This is a genomic window from Pantoea sp. X-Soil-ISGK-285, assembly GCF_059730815.1.
In genome coordinates this window covers 429,731-449,991 of record NZ_AP035938.1, presented here as the reverse complement: position 1 = coordinate 449,991, position 20,261 = coordinate 429,731, and the positions used below count along the sequence as shown (strand labels likewise).

General features: G+C 54.6%; 17 protein-coding genes. 12 read left to right on the top strand and 5 right to left on the bottom strand.

The window, feature by feature from the left end; genetic code table 11:
• Window positions 1-2 precede the first annotated feature (2 nt).
• The 3 genes from mlaE to AC6I8B_RS02005 are packed head-to-tail and all read right to left on the bottom strand — an operon-like array spanning window position 3 to window position 1,834.
• Window positions 3-785 carry a lipid asymmetry maintenance ABC transporter permease subunit MlaE gene (gene mlaE, locus AC6I8B_RS02015; protein ID WP_010251894.1) on the bottom strand — a complete coding sequence of 261 codons (783 nt, stop codon included), beginning with the start codon at window positions 783-785 and terminating at the stop codon, window positions 3-5.
• Between the two features lie 4 nt (window positions 786-789).
• Window positions 790-1,605, bottom strand: coding sequence for a phospholipid ABC transporter ATP-binding protein MlaF (gene mlaF, locus AC6I8B_RS02010; protein ID WP_010672012.1), 816 nt, complete (start codon window positions 1,603-1,605; stop codon window positions 790-792).
• Entirely contained in the window at window positions 1,577-1,834 is a 258-nt protein-coding gene (locus AC6I8B_RS02005; protein WP_124889623.1) for a hypothetical protein, read from the bottom strand. Before AC6I8B_RS02005 ends, mlaF begins: the two co-directional genes overlap by 29 nt.
• Between AC6I8B_RS02005 and AC6I8B_RS02000 the strand changes: the two genes are divergently transcribed.
• From AC6I8B_RS02000 to npr, 11 genes are all read left to right on the top strand, one after another.
• On the top strand, window positions 1,833-2,813 hold the full coding sequence (locus tag AC6I8B_RS02000) for a calcium/sodium antiporter (RefSeq protein ID WP_010251901.1): 981 nt from the start codon (window positions 1,833-1,835) through the stop codon (window positions 2,811-2,813). The two genes, AC6I8B_RS02005 and AC6I8B_RS02000, sit on opposite strands and share 2 nt — an antisense overlap.
• 16 nt (window positions 2,814-2,829) lie before the next feature.
• Complete coding sequence (kdsD, locus tag AC6I8B_RS01995; RefSeq protein ID WP_010251903.1) at window positions 2,830-3,813, top strand: arabinose-5-phosphate isomerase KdsD; 984 nt, start codon at window positions 2,830-2,832, stop codon at window positions 3,811-3,813.
• A 13-nt stretch (window positions 3,814-3,826) separates the two neighbouring features.
• Window positions 3,827-4,393, top strand: coding sequence for a 3-deoxy-manno-octulosonate-8-phosphatase KdsC (kdsC, locus tag AC6I8B_RS01990; protein WP_010251905.1), 567 nt, complete (start codon window positions 3,827-3,829; stop codon window positions 4,391-4,393).
• Complete coding sequence (gene lptC / locus AC6I8B_RS01985) at window positions 4,390-4,962, top strand: LPS export ABC transporter periplasmic protein LptC (RefSeq protein ID WP_010251907.1); 573 nt, start codon at window positions 4,390-4,392, stop codon at window positions 4,960-4,962. The genes kdsC and lptC overlap by 4 nt, the downstream gene beginning before the upstream one ends.
• Window positions 4,937-5,488: a lipopolysaccharide ABC transporter substrate-binding protein LptA gene (lptA, locus tag AC6I8B_RS01980; protein WP_010672013.1), complete on the top strand. Its 552-nt coding sequence runs from the start codon at window positions 4,937-4,939 to the stop codon at window positions 5,486-5,488. The genes lptC and lptA overlap by 26 nt, the downstream gene beginning before the upstream one ends.
• 5 nt (window positions 5,489-5,493) lie before the next feature.
• Window positions 5,494-6,219, top strand: coding sequence for an LPS export ABC transporter ATP-binding protein (gene lptB / locus AC6I8B_RS01975; RefSeq protein WP_003851107.1), 726 nt, complete (start codon window positions 5,494-5,496; stop codon window positions 6,217-6,219).
• A 48-nt stretch (window positions 6,220-6,267) separates the two neighbouring features.
• Window positions 6,268-7,701, top strand: a complete 1,434-nt coding sequence (rpoN, locus tag AC6I8B_RS01970; RefSeq protein ID WP_010251911.1) for an RNA polymerase factor sigma-54 — start codon at window positions 6,268-6,270, stop codon at window positions 7,699-7,701.
• Between the two features lie 21 nt (window positions 7,702-7,722).
• Window positions 7,723-8,010 (top strand): ribosome hibernation promoting factor, encoded by a 288-nt coding sequence (hpf, locus tag AC6I8B_RS01965; RefSeq protein WP_010251913.1) that lies wholly within the window; start codon window positions 7,723-7,725, stop codon window positions 8,008-8,010.
• 152 nt (window positions 8,011-8,162) lie between these two features.
• Window positions 8,163-8,642, top strand: a complete 480-nt coding sequence (gene ptsN, locus AC6I8B_RS01960) for a PTS IIA-like nitrogen regulatory protein PtsN (RefSeq protein WP_033787513.1) — start codon at window positions 8,163-8,165, stop codon at window positions 8,640-8,642.
• Window positions 8,643-8,689: 47 nt separating this feature from the next.
• Window positions 8,690-9,544 (top strand): RNase adapter RapZ, encoded by an 855-nt coding sequence (gene rapZ / locus AC6I8B_RS01955; RefSeq protein ID WP_010251920.1) that lies wholly within the window; start codon window positions 8,690-8,692, stop codon window positions 9,542-9,544.
• On the top strand, window positions 9,541-9,813 hold the full coding sequence (gene npr / locus AC6I8B_RS01950) for a PTS phosphocarrier protein NPr (protein ID WP_010251923.1): 273 nt from the start codon (window positions 9,541-9,543) through the stop codon (window positions 9,811-9,813). The genes rapZ and npr overlap by 4 nt, the downstream gene beginning before the upstream one ends.
• Before the next feature lie 3 nt (window positions 9,814-9,816).
• On the opposite strand, the gene mtgA is transcribed toward npr, so the two are convergent.
• Both mtgA and arcB read right to left on the bottom strand, forming a co-directional pair.
• A complete protein-coding gene (gene mtgA, locus AC6I8B_RS01945; protein ID WP_157353486.1) occupies window positions 9,817-10,536 on the bottom strand; it encodes a monofunctional biosynthetic peptidoglycan transglycosylase in 720 nt (239 codons plus the stop codon).
• An 888-nt stretch (window positions 10,537-11,424) separates the two neighbouring features.
• Window positions 11,425-13,758 (bottom strand): aerobic respiration two-component sensor histidine kinase ArcB, encoded by a 2,334-nt coding sequence (gene arcB, locus AC6I8B_RS01940; RefSeq protein ID WP_010251930.1) that lies wholly within the window; start codon window positions 13,756-13,758, stop codon window positions 11,425-11,427.
• A gap of 889 nt (window positions 13,759-14,647) precedes the next feature.
• Between arcB and AC6I8B_RS01935 the strand changes: the two genes are divergently transcribed.
• Window positions 14,648-20,179, top strand: coding sequence for a glutamate synthase-related protein (locus tag AC6I8B_RS01935; protein ID WP_157353488.1), 5,532 nt, complete (start codon window positions 14,648-14,650; stop codon window positions 20,177-20,179).
• The last annotated feature ends 82 nt before the right edge of the window (window positions 20,180-20,261 follow it).

The window sequence follows — 20,261 nt, the reverse complement described above, 5'->3', positions numbered from 1 at the left end:
CATCAATTCCCAAACATCAGTGCTGTCAGCACAAAATCCAATCCGAGCACCGCCAGTGACGCGTGCACCACAGTGCGCGTCGTCGCGCGACTGATCCCTTCAGAGGTTGGAATCGCATCATAGCCGTTAAACAGCGCAATCCACGTCACGGTAATGGCAAATACCGCACTTTTAATCAGGCAGTTAACCACATCGGCACGAAAATCGACGGCATTCTGCATCGCCGACCAGAAGAAACCGGGATCAATCCCTTTCCAGCTCACCCCGACCAGCGCACCACCGGCAATCCCTACCGCGGTAAAAATCAGCGTCAGTAACGGCATACTGATAAAACCGGCCCAGAAGCGCGGCGAGACCACCCGGCGCAACGGGTCAACCGCCATCATCTCCATACTGGAGAGCTGTTCGGTGGCCTTCATCAGGCCGATTTCGGCGGTCAGCGCAGACCCTGCCCGTCCGGCGAACAGCAGCGCGGTCACAACCGGCCCCAGTTCGCGCAGCAATGACAGCGCCACCAGCATACCGAGGCTGGTTTCCGCGCCATAGGTGTTTAAGACCAGATAACCCTGAAGGCCAAGCACCATGCCGATAAACAGACCGGAAACCACGATGATCAGCAGCGACAGCACGCCGACGCTATAAAGTTGTTTAATCAGTAGCGGCGTGTGTCTGCGGAACGCTGGCTTGCCCACCAGCGCATGAAAGAGCATGAGTCCTGCGCGTCCAAAACTGGCGCACGTTTCAATTCCCTGACGTCCAAATGTCGCCAGCGCCTTCAACACCATCAGTTTAGTTACTCCCTGAGCCGGTTAAATCAGCGAGATAGTCGCCGGCAGGAAAACGGAAGGGAACCGGACCATCCGCATCGCCATCAATAAACTGGCGAACGCGCGGGTCATTGTTCGCTCGCAACTCCGGCGTGGTGCCGTGTGCGATAATTTTTTGTCCGGCCACGATATAGGCATAGTCCGCAATACTCAGTACTTCCGGTACGTCGTGCGAGACCACAATACAGGTCAGGCCCAGAGCATGGTTCAGTTCATCAATGAGTTTTACCAGCACGCCCATCGTGATCGGATCCTGACCGACGAAAGGCTCATCAAACATGATCAGTTCCGGCTCCAGCGCGATAGCGCGCGCCAGTGCCACACGACGCGCCATTCCGCCCGACAGCTCCGCGGGCTTCAGCTGGGCCGCGCCACGCAGACCCACCGCTTCCAGCTTCATCAGCACTGTGCTGTGCAGCAGCGGAGGAGGCAGACGGGTATGTTCACGCAGCGGCCAGGCAACATTTTCATAGACCGTCAGGTCAGTAAACAGCGCGCCAGACTGGAACAGCATGCTCATTTTTTTGCGCGCTTCGTACAATTTAGTGCGAGACAATGACGGAATGTTTTCACCACGGAAAAAGATTTCACCGCGGGTCGGCTGAAGTTGCCCCCCAATCAAGCGTAGCAGCGTGGTTTTTCCTATCCCCGACGGCCCCATTATCGCCGTCACTTTGCCTTTTGGCACGGTCAGCGAAATGTCATCGAAGATGGTGCGATCTCCGCGCGAAAAACTCACGCCACGAACCTCAACCAGATTCGATTGCTGCTGGATCATTATAACCTCTTGTAAGGATCGGGCGTAAACATGGGGTACGATGGTAGCCTGTTCGGTCCTGATTCACGATAGCTTTACAGAAACTTACCGCTAAGATTTGGCGAAAATGGTCATTAAATTTACTTTTGCCGTCCGGACGGTCAAAATCAGCGCCTGTCTCGCCAAACAGAACCTTAAACCGGTCGGGAAAGGCATTGCCGGCCTGGGTTTTTACGCAAGGATTTTTCATGTTCGTAGCTTCTGCACTGCTGATTATCGGTTTGCTTTTACTGGCATATGGTGCCGATCGTCTGGTGTTTAGCGCCTCTATACTGTGTCGATCATTTGGCATCCCGCCACTGATTATTGGCATGACCGTTGTCAGCATCGGCACCTCGCTGCCAGAGATGATCCTCTCCTTTTCCGCCGCGCAGCATGGCCAGATGGATCTTGCTGTTGGCACCGCGCTCGGCTCGAATATTACCAATATTTTACTCATCCTGGGTGCCGCTGCGCTTATGCACCCGCTCAGCGTCCATTCTAATCTGATACGCCGTGAACTGCCGTTAATGTTGCTGGTTACCCTGCTCAGCGGTTTCATGCTGTTTGACAATCAGCTTAGTCGACTGGATGGAATAGGCCTGATCGCCATTGCCGCGATTTATCTGATGGTGGTGATTCGCATTGCGCGTAAAGCAGAACGGGATAACAACGACACCCTGACCCGCGAGCAGCTGGCCGAGCTGCCACGCGAAGAGAGCGGAAATACGGTGGCCTTTCTCTGGCTGGCCGTCGCGCTGATTATCCTGCCGATGTCGACACGAATGGTGATCGACAATGCCACGGCGTTTGCCGACTATTTTGGCGTCAGCGAACTGGTGATGGGCCTGACGCTGATCGCCGTGGGCACCAGCCTGCCCGAGCTGGCAACGGTTATTGCCGGTGCGCTGAAAGGCGAAGATGATATCGCGATCGGCAATCTGATCGGCGCCAACATTTATAATATTGCCATTGTGCTGGGTCTGCCGGCGCTGATTCACCCTGGCAGTGTCGATTATCACGCCTTCGCCCGTGATTACTGGGTGATGCTGGGAGTCAGCGTGCTGTTTGCCCTGCTCTGCCTGCTACGTCGCCGCCGCGTTGGCCGTACGGCAGGCTTATTTTTACTCTGTGGTTTCTTCGTCTGGGTGACGCTGCTGTGGATGCAGCCGGCATTCATGGACGGCTAACAAGGACAGACTCACTATGTCATATCAGCAACCAACAGCATTTGATTTCCAGCAGGCGGGGAAAACCGTACTGCGCATTGAGCGCGAAGGTCTGGAACAACTCGATCAATATATTAACGACGATTTCGCCCGCGCCTGCGCCCTGATCTACGCCTGTCAGGGTAAAGTGGTGGTGATGGGCATGGGCAAGTCTGGCCATATCGGCAAAAAAATGGCGGCGACCTTTGCCAGTACCGGCACGCCCGCTTTTTTTGTTCATCCGGCCGAAGCCAGCCATGGCGATCTGGGCATGGTGAGCAAAAATGATGTGGTCATCGCCATCTCCAACAGCGGTGAGTCGAACGAAATCCTCGCGCTGATTCCGGTTTTAAAGCGTCAGCACATTACGCTGATCTGCATGACCGGAAGGCCTGACAGTGCGATGGGCCGGGTTGCCGATGTGCATCTGTGTGTCCATGTTCCGCAGGAAGCCTGCCCGCTGGGTCTGGCACCGACCACCAGTACCACAGCCACGCTGGTGATGGGTGACGCGCTGGCGGTTTCGCTGCTGGAAGCGCGCGGCTTCACCGCCGAAGACTTTGCTTTGTCCCATCCTGGCGGTGCGCTGGGCCGTAAACTGCTGCTGCATGTGGCTGATATCATGCACAGTGGCGATGAACTGCCGCACGTCACACGGGACGCCTCGCTGCGCGATGCGCTGCTGGAGATTACCCGCAAAAATCTGGGGCTGACGGTGATCGTCGACGACCTGATGAAAATTGAAGGTATCTTTACCGATGGTGACCTGCGCCGCATCTTTGATATGGGCATCGATTTCCAGCGCGCCACCATCGGGGAAGTGATGACGCCAGGTGGCATCCGCGTCCGGCCTAATATGCTGGCAGTGGAAGCCCTGAACCTGATGCAGACCAAAAACATTACCTCGATTCTGGTGGCCGATGACGACCATCTGCTCGGTGTGGTACATATGCATGACATGCTGCGCGCTGGCGTAGTCTGAACAGGAAGAGAAAATGCAACAGGCAACCCACCCGATTGAAACCTGCTACGGCCCGGTCAGCGCTGACGTTATGGCGCGCGCCAGCAGGATTCGTCTGCTGATCTGCGATGTCGATGGCGTGATGTCCGACGGAGTGATCTACATGGGGAATAATGGCGAAGAGCTGAAGGCATTCAACGTGCGGGACGGTTACGGCGTTCGCTGTTTGCTGACCTCCGATGTGGAAGTGGCTATTATTACCGGCCGCAATGCCCGTCTGATGGAAGATCGCTGCAAAACGCTCGGCATCCGTCATCTTTATCAGGGACAATCGGATAAGCTTTTGGCCTATCGTGAACTTCTGGATAAACTGTCTCTTTCCGACGACCAGGTCGCCTACATTGGTGACGATCTGATCGACTGGCCGGTTATGGCGAAAGTGGGTTTAAGCGTGGCGGTGGCGGATGCACATCCGATCCTGTTGCCGCGCGCGCATTATGTCACGCGGATTGCCGGTGGACGCGGTGCAGTTCGCGAAGTATGTGACCTGATCTTAATGGCGCAGAACAAATTTGAGGATGCCAAAGGGCAATCAGTATGAGTAAAAGCAGGCGTTGGATAACGCTGATTCTGACCTTGATTGCACTGGTTTTGATCGGCTGGAATCTTACTAACCAGGATGACGATGGCACGCCAGTCGGGACGGACAGTCAGTCACCGACCTACACCAGTGCTGATTCACACACTGTGGTTTATAACCCGCAGGGCGCGCTGTCATATAAACTGGTCTCTGACAAAGTGACCTATTTCTCGGATGATGAACTGAGCTGGTTCGACAATCCGGTCATGACCACCTTTGATGAGAACAAAATCCCTACCTGGACGTTACGCGCGGATAAAGCAAAGCTCACCAAAGATCGTATGCTTTACCTGTATGGCCATGTTGAGCTGAATACGCTGACGCAGGATTCTCAGCTTGAGCGGATCAAAACCGATAACGCCCAGATTAATCTTGTCACTCAGGACGTTACCTCTGATGACCAGGTGACATTGTATGGCCGCAGTTTTAACTCCACCGGCATGAAAATGCGCGGCAATTTACGGACAAAAAACGCCGAGTTAATCGAGAAGGTCAAAACCTCTTATGAAATTCAAAATGAACAAAAATAGCCTGAAGCTTTTACTGGCCAGCATGCTGCTGGCAACCAGCGTTCCGGCGCTGGCTCTGACCGGTGACTCGGACAAGCCCGTCAATATTGACTCGCAGAATCAGGCGCTGGATTTGCAAGGCAATGTCGCGACCTTTACCGGCAATGTCATCGTGACGCAGGGCTCAATTAAAATCACGGCAGATAAAGTCGTGGTGACCCGTCCGGGCGGCGACAGCAAGAAAACCATCGTTGACGCCTACGGTAATCCCGCCACCTTCTATCAGATGCAGGACAGCGGTAAGCCGGTGCAGGGCCATGCCGCAAAACTGCACTATGAACTGGCTAATGATTTCGTTGAACTGACCGGCAATGCGTTCATTGAGCAGCAGGACAGCAACATCAAAGGCGATCGTATTACCTACCTGGTGAAAGAGCAGAAAATGCAGGCTTTCAGTCAGGGCCAGAACAAGCGCGTCACGACTGTACTGGTGCCGTCGCAACTTCAGGACAAAGGTTCGTCCAACAGCGGAAAGAAGAGTAACTGATAGCTATGGCCACATTAATCGCAGAAAACCTGGCGAAGGCATATAAGGGCCGTCGCGTGGTAGAAGATGTCAGCCTGCAGGTAAAATCCGGCGAGATTGTCGGCCTGCTGGGCCCGAACGGTGCCGGTAAAACCACCACCTTTTACATGGTAGTGGGCATTGTGCCGCGTGACGCTGGCCGCATTATTATTGATGATGAAGATATCAGCATCCTGCCGCTGCATGCCCGTGCGCGTCGTGGCATCGGCTATCTGCCGCAGGAGGCATCGATCTTCCGTCGCCTCAGCGTCTACGATAACCTGATGGCGGTCTTGCAGATCCGTGACGATCTGACCGAAGAGCAACGCCAGGATCGTGCCCGTGAGCTGATGGAAGAGTTTCACATTGAGCACCTGCGCGACAGCATGGGCCAGGCACTTTCGGGTGGTGAGCGACGTCGTGTTGAGATTGCGCGAGCGCTGGCGGCTAATCCTAAATTTATCCTGCTGGATGAACCTTTTGCCGGTGTTGACCCCATCTCCGTTATCGACATTAAGAAGATCATTGAGCATCTGCGTGACAGCGGCCTCGGTGTGCTGATTACCGACCATAACGTACGCGAAACGTTAGCGGTCTGTGAGCGGGCTTATATCGTCAGCCAGGGGCACCTGATCGCACACGGCACACCGAATGAAATTCTTGCGGATGAGCAGGTTAAGCGGGTTTATTTGGGTGAAGAGTTCAGACTCTGATAAGGTGTCGTTAATACCGATGTTTACCTGGGAACGATCATCCTGTCTATGAAGCAAGGTTTACAACTCAGGTTCAGCCAACAGCTGGCAATGACTCCGCAATTGCAACAGGCGATTCGCCTGCTGCAACTCTCTACGCTTGAACTCCAGCAGGAGCTTCAGCTTGCGCTGGAAAGTAATCCGCTGCTTGAGCAGACTGACCTGCATGAAGAGATCGATTCACGGGAGTCTTCAGAGGCCGAGGCGCTGGATACACGCGAAGCGCTTGAGCAGAAAGAGATGCCTGATGAACTGCCGCTGGATGCGACCTGGGATGAGATCTACACCGCGGGTACGCCTTCCGGCACCGGCACCGATTACCAGGATGATGAGTTACCGGTTTATCAGGGCGAAACAACCCAGTCGCTGCAGGATTATCTGATGTGGCAGGTCGGCCTGACGCCGTTCAGCGATACCGATCGCGCCATTGCCACCTCTATTGTCGATGCTATTGATGACACCGGGTATCTCACCGTTTCGCTTGAGGAGATCCTTGACAGCATTGGCGATGATGAGCTCGAAGCGGATGAAGTTGAAGCGGTGCTGAAACGCATCCAGCGCTTTGACCCGATTGGTGTTGGCGCGCGCGATCTGCGTGACTGCCTGCTGGTGCAGCTTTCACAATATGCGCCCGAAACGCCGATGCTGGCAGAGGCGCGTCTGATCGTCAGCGAACATCTCGATCTGCTGGCAAACCATGACTTCCGCAGCCTGATGCGGGTCACACGCCTCAAAGAAGAGGTGCTGAAAGAGGCGATGCTGCTGATTCAGTCGCTGGACCCGCGTCCGGGTCAGTCGATCAACACCGGCGAACCAGAATATGTCATTCCCGATGTGCTGGTGCGTAAGATCGGCAGCCGCTGGACGGTTGAACTCAATGCCGATAGCGTGCCACGCCTGAAGATCAATCAGCACTATGCGGCAATGAGCGGCGCGACGCGAAACGACAGCGACAGCCAGTTCATTCGCAGTAATCTGCAGGAAGCCCGCTGGCTGATTAAGAGCCTGGAAAGCCGCAATGATACCCTGCTGAAAGTGACGCGCTGTATTGTTGAGCAGCAGCAGGCCTTTTTCGAGCAGGGTGAAGAATTTATGCGCCCGATGGTGCTGGCGGATATCGCCCAGGCCGTTGAGATGCACGAATCGACCATCTCCCGCGTTACCACGCAGAAGTATCTGCACAGCCCGCGTGGCATTTTTGAACTGAAGTACTTTTTCTCCAGTCACGTGAATACCGAAGGTGGCGGTGAAGCCTCCTCTACCGCGATTCGTGCCCTGGTGAAAAAATTAATTTCGGCGGAAAATCCAGCCAAACCCTTGAGCGACAGTAAACTGACCTCCATGTTATCTGATCAGGGGATCATGGTGGCACGGCGTACCGTCGCCAAATATCGTGAGTCTTTATCCATCCCGCCATCGAACCAGCGTAAACAACTGGTTTGAAAGAAATGAGAAGGAAGACCTATGCAGCTGAACCTGACCGGGCAACACGTTGAAATCACTCCACCTCTGCGTGAATTCGTCAACGGTAAATTTGCCAAACTGGAACACTATTTTGAACATATCAATCAGGTCTATATTGTCCTGAAGGTTGAGAAAGTCACGCAGGTGGCTGACGCAACACTACACGTGAATGGTGGCGAGCTGCACGCCACATCCGAAGCGGAAGATATGTATGCGGCCATTGACGGACTGATCGATAAGCTCACCCGTCAGCTGACCAAACACAAAGATAAACTGAAAAAACACTAACCTTCACGCTAGCGACGCGCGCCTGGCGCGCAGAGCCGACAGGATGGGGCGGATAATCCGCCCCGTTTTGTCATCTGAGCAGGCGCCGTTTGTCACACGCGTCAATACGCGCTGGCGGTGAATGGCCTGGTGAACACGCAAGTGAAACGATAATGAACAACGATCTCACACTGGAATTGAGCACAGTGCTTTCGCCAGACTGCACCCGCAGCGGCGTCCACTGCCAGAGCAAAAAACGTGCGCTGGAAATCATCAGCGAACTGGCCGCTAAGCAGCTCAACCTGCCGCACCAGACGCTTTTCGAAGCGATCCTGACCCGCGAACGCATGGGCAGTACCGGTATTGGTAACGGGATAGCCATCCCGCACGGCAAGCTGGAAGAGGATACGCTGCGCGCGGTTGGGGTGTTTATCAGCCTCGAACAGCCGATTGCGTTTGATGCCGTCGACAACCAGCCGGTCGATCTGTTGTTTGCCTTACTGGTCCCGGCTGACCAGTGCAAAACACATCTGCACACCCTGTCACTGGTGGCAAAGCGTCTGGCAGATAAAACGGTTTGCCGTCGTCTGCGCGCAGCGCAGAGTGATGAAGAGCTCTATGCCATTATTACGGAAGTCCAGTCGGATCAGTAACGCGTCTTTACCGGCCGGGTGCCGGTTTTAAAACGGGAGAGAAGGTCATGGTGCTGATGATCGTTAGCGGTCGTTCAGGCTCGGGGAAGTCAGTGGCGCTCCGTGCGCTGGAAGATATGGGGTTCTACTGCGTTGATAACCTGCCGGTCGTGCTGCTGCCTGAGTTAGCTAACTCGCTGGCTGAGCGCAATATTTCGGCGGCGGTCAGCATCGACGTGCGTAATATGCCCGAATCCCCGGAAATTTTTGAAACCGCACTGAATAATCTGCCTGATACATTTTCCCCTCAGCTGCTGTTTCTCGACGCCGATCGCAACACCCTGATTCGTCGTTACAGCGATACGCGCCGTCTGCATCCCCTCTCCAGCAAAAACCTCTCGCTGGAGAGCGCGATTGATGAAGAGAGCGATCTGCTGGAGCCACTTCGTTCACGTGCCGATCTGATCATCGACACCTCAGAGATGTCGGTGCATGAGCTGGCAGAGATGCTGCGTACCCGCCTGCTGGGCAAGCGTGAACGTGAGCTGACCATGGTGTTTGAGTCGTTTGGCTTCAAGCATGGCATTCCGATTGACGCTGACTATGTATTTGACGTGCGCTTTCTGCCCAACCCCCACTGGGATCCCAAACTGCGCCCGATGACCGGCCTCGATCGTCCTGTGGCGGCCTTCCTTGATCGCCACACCGAAGTGCATAATTTTATCTACCAGACGCGCAGCTACCTTGAACTCTGGCTGCCGATGCTGGAGACCAATAACCGTAGCTATCTTACCGTGGCGATTGGCTGCACCGGCGGTAAACACCGCTCAGTCTATATTGCAGAACAGCTGGCAGATTACTTCCGTTCACGGGGTAAGAATGTGCAGTCACGCCATCGTACGCTGGAAAAGCGCAAATCATGACCGTCAGACAAACTGTAGAAATCAAAAATAAGCTGGGCATGCATGCACGTCCGGCGATGAAGTTATTTGAGCTGGTGCAGAGCTTTGATGCCGAAGTATTACTGCGTAATGAAGCGGGCACTGAAGCCGAAGCCAGCAGCGTGATTGCGCTGCTGATGCTCGACTCGGCAAAAGGCGGCCACATTGAGATTGAAGCCAGCGGCCCGGAGGAGATCCCGGCGCTGGCAGCGGTCATTGAGTTATTTGAAGCGGGTTTCGATGAAGATTAACGCTTAATCGAGCTGATTACGCTGCAGGAAGCCTTCCCCGCCAAGCTGGCGCATCTGACGCAGTATCCACTGCTGCCGCTCTCTGACATAGCCTGAGGGTGCAGCAGCACGATAACGTATCGGATTAGGCAGCACCGCTGCCAGTAAGGCGGCATCTGCTGCGGTCAGCCGGCTGGCAGGCTTATGGAAGTAACGCTGAGAAGCCGCCTCAACGCCAAAGATGCCCGGCCCGAACTCCGCAATATTGAGATAGACGGTTAAAATACGCCGCTTCGTCCAGACCGTTTCAATTCCTACCGTCAGACCCGCTTCCAGACCTTTACGCACCCAGCTGCGACCATCCCAGAGGAACAGATTCTTCGCCGTCTGTTGAGACAGCGTGGACGCCCCACGCATCCGGCTATCGCTGTTATCCAGTACGGACTCAATCGCTGCCACATCAAAGCCCCAATGGGTGGGAAACTTTTGATCTTCTGAGGCGATAACGGCCAGCCCCATCCAGGGCGAAATCTCGTCATGGCTGACCCAGTCTGAATGGGCGACATAACTAAAATCACCGCGTAACCAGGCTCCGATCTGTCGTTCAGCCATCACCGCTGAGAACGGCACGGGTAAGAACGAAAAGAGTAAAATGCCCGCCAGCCATATTCCCAGCCACACCAGTACGATACGACCAACAATACGTCTGATACGCTGTCCGACGCTTCCTTTATGCTTGTTCATGCAATCTTCCCACACTTGTTTCAGACGTTAATCAATCACTCATGTAATCACTGCTAAAAAAGCAGCCTTTTTACGATTATCGCTGAAAACTGACAGGCTGTTTCCAGACTTTATTCAATCATTTTGCATCAACATGCTGCAACAGTTCGAAATAGTTCAAGTACTTCCGCAAAAAAGGAATCGGTTCCATTCATTGCCATTGCTTAGCATCTTTCCAGATAAACACTTAATAATGAGTAATAAGCGCCCGCATGAATCATTTACTATGCTTAACTGTTATTATTTTCTTAATCCTGCCGAGCCCAAAGGTTAATCAGAATTATCGTTATAACGGATAAATAAACAGCGCTTAATGGCGTCACGGGTTGCCAGAATGGCACTATTTCCTTCCAGTAATAACCCTGATAGCAGAACGACAGAAGGACAAACTTTTAGATTCTTTTTTATCATTCCAAATCGTTTTGGATAATTCGTGTCATTTCAGGCAGCGCGCTTGCAATATCAGCGCGTTAGCCTCACTCAAAAGGCAAATGTTAACGGCGGCTCACTTTGGTGCTGCTCAGCTTCAGTTTCCCTGCCCGGCAGCATTAAAACTACACGAAAAAGCGTAAAACTGATTAAAATAGCAGCAACACAGCACAGAAATTAATTCCTTACTTGACTGTGTTGCCAAATTAATGTTTTCTGTATTTAAACGCTGCTCAATATCACAAATTTTAATGAATCTTGTCGCATGAGAAGATGAATTTGCTAAGGTGATGACAGTGTTAACCAATACCCTGCGGCTGCATTAATTATTCAAATCATAGCGGCCGCAATGATTTCCCTGGTGTTGGCGCAGTATTTCGCGCACCCCGGCCTCGGCTGGGGTCATTTTTTTCCGGGGTATCACTTATCCTGCTCTGCCACCCAGTCGCGTAATACCTGCACATCGTGTCGCCATTCATGCTTCAGCTCATCAATCCATTCACCCACATTGTCCCACCACGCCGGTAACTCCGGACTCTGAATCTGTTTCGCCAGCATCTGCAAACGCTGCAGCCCGACCGAACCCGCCGCCCCTTTGATTTTGTGTCCCTCTTCAGCAATGCCTTTCTGATCGCGCGCCATCAGATTCGACTCTAGCACCGCAAGGTAGTCCGGCATCATCTTTTCAAACATCGTCAGGCTTTGGGTAATCAGGCTGGGACCAACCAGCTCGATATACTGTTCGAGCATCGCGACATCCAGCAGCATTCGGGTTTTGTCATCGCTGACATCAGCGATCTCCTCTTCCGGTTCTGCCTGATAATCCCAGTACTTTTTAATCATCGCAGTGAGTGCCGGCACTGCCAGCGGTTTGCTGAGCACGTCATCCATTCCCGCGTCGAAGTACTCTTTTTTGTCTTTGAGGACATTGGCGGTAAGAGCAACCAGCGGGGGCAGATGCGTTCCCTGGTACTGCTGGCGAATCGCACGTGAGACATCCAGCCCGGTCATATCGGGCAGCTGAATGTCCAGCAGCACCAGGTCAAACTCCAGCGGGTCAAACATCGCCAGCGCCTCGCTGCCGGTCATGGCGACCTCTACACTGCAGCCCAGCTTCTCCAGTACCGAGCGCGCCACAATCACATTGAGCTCAATATCTTCAACCAGCAGCACGTGCAGCGCAGGCAGTGGCAGGCTGTCGTCCACGCCTTCATCCTCCACCTCTTCAGCAATGCGTGGCGCTTTAATCTCTACAGTGAAGCAGGAACCCTGTCCGGGCGCACTGTGCACCCGGATATCACCGCCCATCGCCTGCGCCAGGCGGCGTGATACCGCCAGCCCGATGCCGGTACCGGTAGCCGGTTTACCGCCATGCTGATCTTTGACCTGATAGTACATAGCGAAGATCTTATCCTGCTCCTCCTGACGGATACCCATGCCGGAGTCCTGCACCTCAAAGCGCAGCGTCTCGTCCTGCTCATAGGTTACCCGCACCACGATCTCGCCCTGCTGGGTAAACTTCACGGCGTTACCAATCAGGTTCCACAGAATCTGGCGCAGACGCGTTCCATCGGTCGAGATCATATGCGGCAGCGGCAGTTGCGGCGCGAGCACAAACTTCAGCCCTTTCGGCTGTGCCAGCAGGCCAGAGAGGTTTTCTAAATCGGCCAGGAAACCGGTGAAGTCGAGCGGCTGATTATCCAGCTGTACTTTACGGCGCTCGATTTTGTCCACCTCAATCACATCATTGAAGATGTTGCCCAGCGTGATGGCGGAGACGTGGATGGTTTTGAGATATTTCAGCTGTTCCTGATTGAGGTCGGTGTCCAGCAGGATGCGGCTCAGGCCGACAATGCCATTAAGCGGCGTACGAAGCTCGTGGCTGATCGTAGAGATAAAGGTGGTCTTCTCCCGGCTGGCGTTCTCTAACGCGTCCTGATAGCGCTTACGTTCGGTTATATCGCGGCCAAAGCCCATCAATCCGCTGCGCTTACCCACGCGGTCGTAGTAAGGCACTTTACGGATCTCGAAGCAGGCTTTGCGTCCGTCGGGATATTGCAGCCACTGTTCATAGGTCAGCGAGACGTTGTGGCGGAACACCTTCTCGTCCGTTTCCAGCACTTTAGTGGCCGCTTCATCATCATAGATATCGCGCGGCGTCAGGCCAATCAGCTGCTTTTCGCTTTTGCCGGTCAGCAGCTCCATTGCACGGTTGCAGCCGGAGAACTGTTTATCGATGTTGCGATAGAACACCAGGTCAGGCGAGGCATCCAGGAAGGAGCGCAGGAAGGAGGATTGCTGTTCCAGCTCAATCTGTGCCTGCTCACGACGCGTTACCTCTTCACGCAGCTTATCCATCACCTGTTCGCGTGCCAGCTCCGCCTTTTTACGATCGCTGATCTCCTGATTCAGCTGCGTAATGGTCTCTTTCATCTGCTGATTGAGTTCCAGATCGCGGGTACGCATCTCTTCCAGCTTATCCACCAGCCGTGCCAGGCGTTGCCGTGACTCCTCCAGCTGATCGACCACCACCGAGAGGAAATAGACCGCCCAGGGCGTGATCAGCAGCCCGAAGAAGACCGAACGCACCACGTCAATACTCTCGACATGGCCCCGCAGTACCATCGTGACCGCCATCTGGACAATCATCGCCAGCACCACCAGCGCAGACGCCAGCAGCAGCGAGAACCTCACCAGTCCAAGCTTCACCATTAAATCAACGTAGTACTGCGCCAACAGACGAATTTGTTTCATAACAACTCCCTGGAAGAGAAACAGCCTCATAATAGCGCAGTTAACCCGCTGCCGTCGCAGCACGTCGCGTGGAGATAAGGGATCAAATGCGCTTTTATGGTGCAGCAGCCTCGCCGATCGGCGACGTTAAGGACAAAGCGGTTAAAACCCTTGACTGACTGTGCCAAATGAATAATCTGTAAGGCCGCCAGCGAATCACCGATTTCTCTGTACGGCCTTTTTTCAATATCCTGGCAGCGTCCTGTTGCACAGGCACACCCTTTTATATGCATAGCCATTCATCTTTAATGCTGTTTTAAGCATGCCCATGCTGATTAATTTTTCTTATAACCAACCGCGGTTTCATTCAAATAACCGGACATAAGAAAAACAGATACATGCTATGCATCATGGGTGCTGAACAGCATTTAATGCTGCTTAACACCCTGTCACCAGCATGGTGCAGAGATCTGACGCCTGCACTACAGTGAGTCAGTTCACATTTATCGGCCTGTCGCCAGGCACCAGAGTGATACATTTTAAACCTGAAAAATTATTAAATTCATACACTTAAGCAGATAAAACGCATGATAATCCCGTCTGACCGCCCTATTTGACCTGATTACGCTTTCCCGATAAGTTGGAAATCCGCTGAAAGCTTTCCAGACGGGCCATTGTCTCGGCATATCTATGCAACAAGAAGACTCCCGCGTGGTTTAAGTCATCTCCTTTAAGAGACCGGAAATCAGAGAGCAGCTCAATTAAGGACGTTTTACCGATGTCTGGAGAGAAATGCTCAGGGCTATGACGCGCGCTCGACAGAGCATGGCGATGAAAATGATAGCGCCCCCGTTGCGCTCAGACCCTGAAACAGTGCAGGTAATGTCAAAGCAGTTTAAGGAGACCCTCAATGTCCACTAAAAAACCTCAATCCTATGGCTTGTATGATCCGACAGCAGGCAGTGACAGCTGTGGTGTAGGTTTCATTACGCGTAAGGACGGCGAGCAGACCCACGAGATTCTGCAGATGGCGCACAGCGCCCTGTGTACGGTGCCTCACCGCGGCGGCATGTCAGCGGAAGGCGTTGGCGACGGCGCGGGGGTCAACGTTGATCTTTCGCTGCAATTCTTCCGCAAAATTACCGGCCAGCCGCTGGAAGCGGGACGCTTTGGTGTCGGTAACTTCTTTGTGCCGAAAGATGCTGAGCTGCGCGCGAATGCCGAACGTCTGGTGGATGAAACCCTCAGCAGCTTTGGTCTGCCGGTACTTATGAAGCGTGACATGCCGCTCGACAGCAGCGTGACGCGCCCGGCAGCCGCGCAGTTCCAGTTACCGATTCTGCAGTGGATTTTCACTGCGCCACAGGATGTGGTTGATCAGAACGACTTCGAAAAACGCATCTACCGTGCCCTGTTAACCATTGAAGCCCGAGCCTTTACCGAAAGCGAATTTGGCGGCCTCTATCCGCTGTCGCTGTCGTCACGCACGCAGGTATTCAAAGCCCGTCTGAATTCCAATGAAGTGATCCCTTACTTCAAAGATCTGACCGATCCCGATCATCAGGTGCGCGGGCTGTTTTTCCACACCCGCTTCTCCACTAACACCGATCCCCATACCACGATGGCGCAGCCGTTCCGCCTGATGGCGCACAACGGCGAGCTGAACACTGACCGTAAAAACCGCATCGCTGAGTCCGCGCTGGCGCTGGCTCGTGGCAAGACCATCGTGCGGCCTAAAGGCCAGTCCGACAGTTCGCGCCTGGATCAGAGCATCCACAGCCGTCTGATGGAAGATGACCTCGATCTGATCACCGCCGTGGTGTCGATGATGCCGCCCGCCTGGGAAAACGACAGCGCGCTGTCGCCAGAAGTGCGTGACATGCTGGAGTACTTCTCGCTGTATGAAGAGAAGAACGACGGCCCTGCTGCCTTAATCTTTGGTAATGGCGAAGTAATTGGCGCCCGTCTTGATCGTCTGGGTCTGCGTCCACTGCGTTCAGTAGAAACCGCTGACTATATCGGTGCGATGTCGGAAGCCGGCCAGATCGCCTTCCCACCTGAAAGCGTGTTGCGTCGTGGGCGTATCGAAGCGGGCGGTATGCTCTATTTCGATCACCGTGAAAAACGCAGCTTTACCACGCTGCAGGCGCTGGAAAAACTGGCCGCAGAGAAAGATTATTCGGCGTTGCTGCGTGAAGCGCGCGTCGTTCTTGACGATCTGCCCGAAATCCCGGCAGAACAACAGGGTTCACCGCTGCGTTATCGTGGCGATCTGAAAACGTATCAGCGCTTTGTTGCCTACTACTACAACCAGGAAAGCTTCAAGTTCATGATGGATCCGATGCTGAATACCGGCGCAGAGAAGATCTCTGCGATGGGTTACGGCAATGCCATCAACGGCTTATCCGATCATGAAGGCGGCATGGCGCACTACTTCTCTCAGCGCTTTGCGCAGGTCACCAACCCGCCGCTGGACTCTATCCGTGAAGTGGATGGCATGACGTTGCGGGTCGCGCTGGGGGCAAAACCCCATCTGGGCCGCAGCAAAGGCCGTCAGATTGTGGTGCCGACCCCGATTCTCAGCCACCTCGATATGCTGCGTTTACGCGAGCAGACTATCGCACCTTATGCCCGCTTTGAGATGCTCTATGAGCCGGTGATCGGCAAAGATCTGCTGAGCACCACCGCGAACGCGAATGCTTTGGAAAAAGCGATTGATGACCTGGCGCAACAGGTGGTTGATTTTGCCCGTACCCAGGGTGGCATCGCCGTACTTACCGATCGCCATATCTCTTCAAAGCACGCCGCGATCCCGATGCTGCTGGTGGTTTCCGCCATCAACCAGCGCCTGATAAAGGAAGGGTTGCGTCTGGATGTTTCTCTGGTGGTTGAAAGCGGCCAGAGCATCTCGTCGCACCACATTGCCGCCACACTTGGCTTTGGAGCGTCAGCTATCTATCCGCTGGGCGTACAGATGCGCGCAGAGGAGAAATTTGGTGAAGGTGAAGAAGGTAACAAAGCCTTTAAGCGCTATGCCAAAGCGGCTGAAAAAGCACTGATGAAAACCATGGGCAAAGTGGGCCTCTGTACCGTTGAGAGCTACAGCAGCGGTGAGTTCTTTGAGCCTAACTTCCTCAACACCGATGATCCGGTGCTGAAAAAGTATTTCCCGAATATCAAAACGCCGGTGGGCGGCGCAGGCTTCGCGACGATCGCGCAGATGGCCGTTGACTGGCACCAGAGCGCACTGAAGATTCAGGGCGAATCTGAAGTTCCGTTGCTGGGCCTGTTCAAAGAGCGTGCAGAAGGCGCAGGTCACTCCTACGGCACCATCGCCGTGCGGACCTTTATCGATATGACCGAAGAACCGATTCGCTTTGCCGACAAAGCGCGCGAAGAGGACAACTTCATCCGCCTGATGACGCTGGCTAAACTGGATAATGCGTTTGGCATCAAGCCAGAGACCTTTAAAGACAGCAGCTTTGAGCGCATCCCGGATGAGGTGATCAATAATTTCGCGATTACTGCTGATTACCGTCAGTTCTCAAGCCTGATGTATGAAGAGCGTAAACGTCGCCCGGCGGCCCTGCGCGACATCCTGACATTCCCGGCTGACCTGACCCACATCGACAGCGAAGCGGAGTTCCGCCGCAAGCTGGGACGCTACTCGCTGACCAACAACGGCTTTGCCATTCGTGGCATGGAGTGTGAAGCGGTAGATGGCAGCCTGAATCACTTTATGCTGCGTCTGACCGATGCGATTGAAGGACTGAAGCCTGAGAGCGAACGCCTGCAGAACCTGTCTCGCGCCCTGAAATCCCGCTTCGGCGACGATATCGAAAGCAGCGAAGTGGTGACTGGCGGTCTGAAAGTGACCGCTTACGGTAAAGCGGCCGATTATCTGTCACGTATCTTCACCACCCTGCCCTCACTGCCACTGAGCGAAGTGCAGCCAGCCTGTGAAATTACCCGTACCTTTGCCTCCGGGGCGATGAGCCACGGTGCGCTGGTGGCTCCCGCTCATGAAGCGGTCGCGCACGGCACCAATATGGTCGGCGGCATGAGTAACTGCGGTGAAGGCGGCGAGCATTACTCCCGTCACGGCACCATCCGTGCCTCACGCATCAAACAGCTGGCTTCGGGTCGTTTTGGCGTCTGGGCTGCCTATCTGGCGGATCCGATGCTGGAAGAGCTGGAGATCAAAATTGGTCAGGGTGCGAAACCTGGTGAAGGCGGTCAGTTACCGGCGGCCAAAGTTACCGTCGAGATTGCTGCCGCGCGTGGCGGTACGCCTGGCGTCGAGCTGGTCTCACCGCCGCCGCATCACGACACCTATTCCATCGAAGATCTGGCGCAGTTGATCCACGACTGCAAAGCCGCGCGGGTGCGCGTTATCGTCAAGCTGGTCTCGTCTGAAGGGATCGGCACCATCGCGGTCGGCGTGGCCAAAGCGGGTGCAGACGTGATTAACGTTGCGGGTAACACCGGCGGTACCGGCGCTGCGTCGGTGACCAGCCTGAAATATACCGGACGCGTGGCCGAAATCGGCATCGCTGAAGTCCACCAGGCGCTGTGCGCCAACGGCCTGCGTGAGAAAGTGCTGCTGCGCTGCTCTGGCGCACAGCAGACCGGCAGCGACGTGGTGAAATCTGCACTGCTGGGCGGCGACAGCTTTGAGTTCGGTACGACGGCGCTGATGATGCTGAAATGCGTGATGGCGAAGAACTGTAACGTTAAGTGCCCGGCTGGCTTAACCACGAATGCCGAAGCGTTTGATGGCGATCCGCGTCAGCTGGCGCAGTATTTCCTCAACGTAGCGCATGAAGTGCGTGAAATCCTGGCGCGTATGGGCCTGCGTTCCCTGCGTGAGGCACGCGGTCGCTCTGACCTGTTGCACCTGATGGATCACCCGCTGGAAGTGGGCAAGCTCGACTTACGCGCCATGCTTACCGTGGTGCCTGAGCTGAAAATCGACAAGCCGGTTTATCTGGAAAAAGATTTTGAGCTGGATGATGTCTGGATTGAGCAACTGAAGCTGTCGCTGGTGGATCAGGGAAATCCTGACGTCACTCTGGGCAACAACATCGTGCTGAATAACCGAAACAAAAGTGTCGGCGGCCAGCTGGCCATCGATATTGAGCGGATGCTGAACCATCAGCTGAGTTCTGAGCAGCTGCAGGCGATGCCTGCAGTAATGACTGATGATCGCGGTCGTCGCTATCTGGCCCCTGAGAGCGTAAAAATTTCCACCACCGGTTCTGCCGGTCAATCGTTTGGCGCCTTCTGCAACGATGGCATGCAGCTGACCCATTACGGCACCTGTAACGACGGTGTCGGCAAAGGACAGTGTGGCGGCGAACTGATCGTGATGTCGCCTGGTGGCGGCGCGCAGGATGCCGATGGCAACGTGCTGATTGGTAACTTTGCGCTGTTTGGCGCGACCGGCGGACGTCTGTTCGTGCAGGGCCAGGCCGGTGACCGTTTCGCGGTGCGTAACTCCGGTGCCACCGCCGTGGTTGAAGGCGTCGGTGACTTCTGCTGCGAATATATGACCAATGGCGCCATCCTCAACCTGGGCACCTTCGGTAAAGGATTTGGCAACGGCATGAGCGGCGGCTTCGCCTACCAGTACGACCCCTATGGATCGCTGGCCAGCCATGCTGCCGGTGATTCGGTACAGTTCGGCTCGATTGCCGATCAGGATGAAATGGCCCAGGTGCACAAGCAGGCGGTACTGACCATGCTGAACTGGCATCTGGAGGCGACCAAATCACCGCGTGCCGCCTGGCTGCTGGAGAACTGGGAAACAGAGTGTCACCACTTTGTTTACGTGATGCCGCGCTCGCTGCTGCTCTATCAGGATGGCGGCGAGATTCTGAAAGCCAAGAGCCGCAAAGATCTGCTCGAAGAGCTGTCGACGGCGCTGGCAGGCCATCAGGTGGCGAAGTTTAAAGCCGCATGGCGTCAGGGTAAAACCATCGCCAACGGTGCCGTACCGGCTTATGGCGCGACCGATACGCTGGAGATGTTTGTCCTGCTCAACAACTACACCGTGCTGAGTTTTGCCCAGCAGCTGGCGCTGGGCAAATTACCGAAAGGCACCCCGGTTGAAGATGCGGCAGTTGAAAAAGCGGTCCGTAATCTGTTGATGACGGAAGACTTTTCGCTGATAAGCAAGCTGCAGCGTCATGCCCGTTCCGCTATCGAGAGCTACAGCGATGATGAACTGGCGAGTCTGATTGGAACCAAACGCATGTCAGATTACAAAGCGGCGCTGACGCAACGTAACATCCGCTCCATGGACAGTCTGGCAACCTACGGCTGGATCATGTACCAGGATGCCTGTAACCGGGAAGTGCTGGGCCACCTGCCTGACTTTGAAGAGCTGTTTGCACGTGCGGCATTGCCGGAAATCGCCGCTGCGGTGGGTAAACTCTCCTGACAGTGATACTGATCAGGCTGAACTGAATATTATTAATTGATCATTGCCCGGATTAATCGTTGTACCGGACAGATGCAGCACC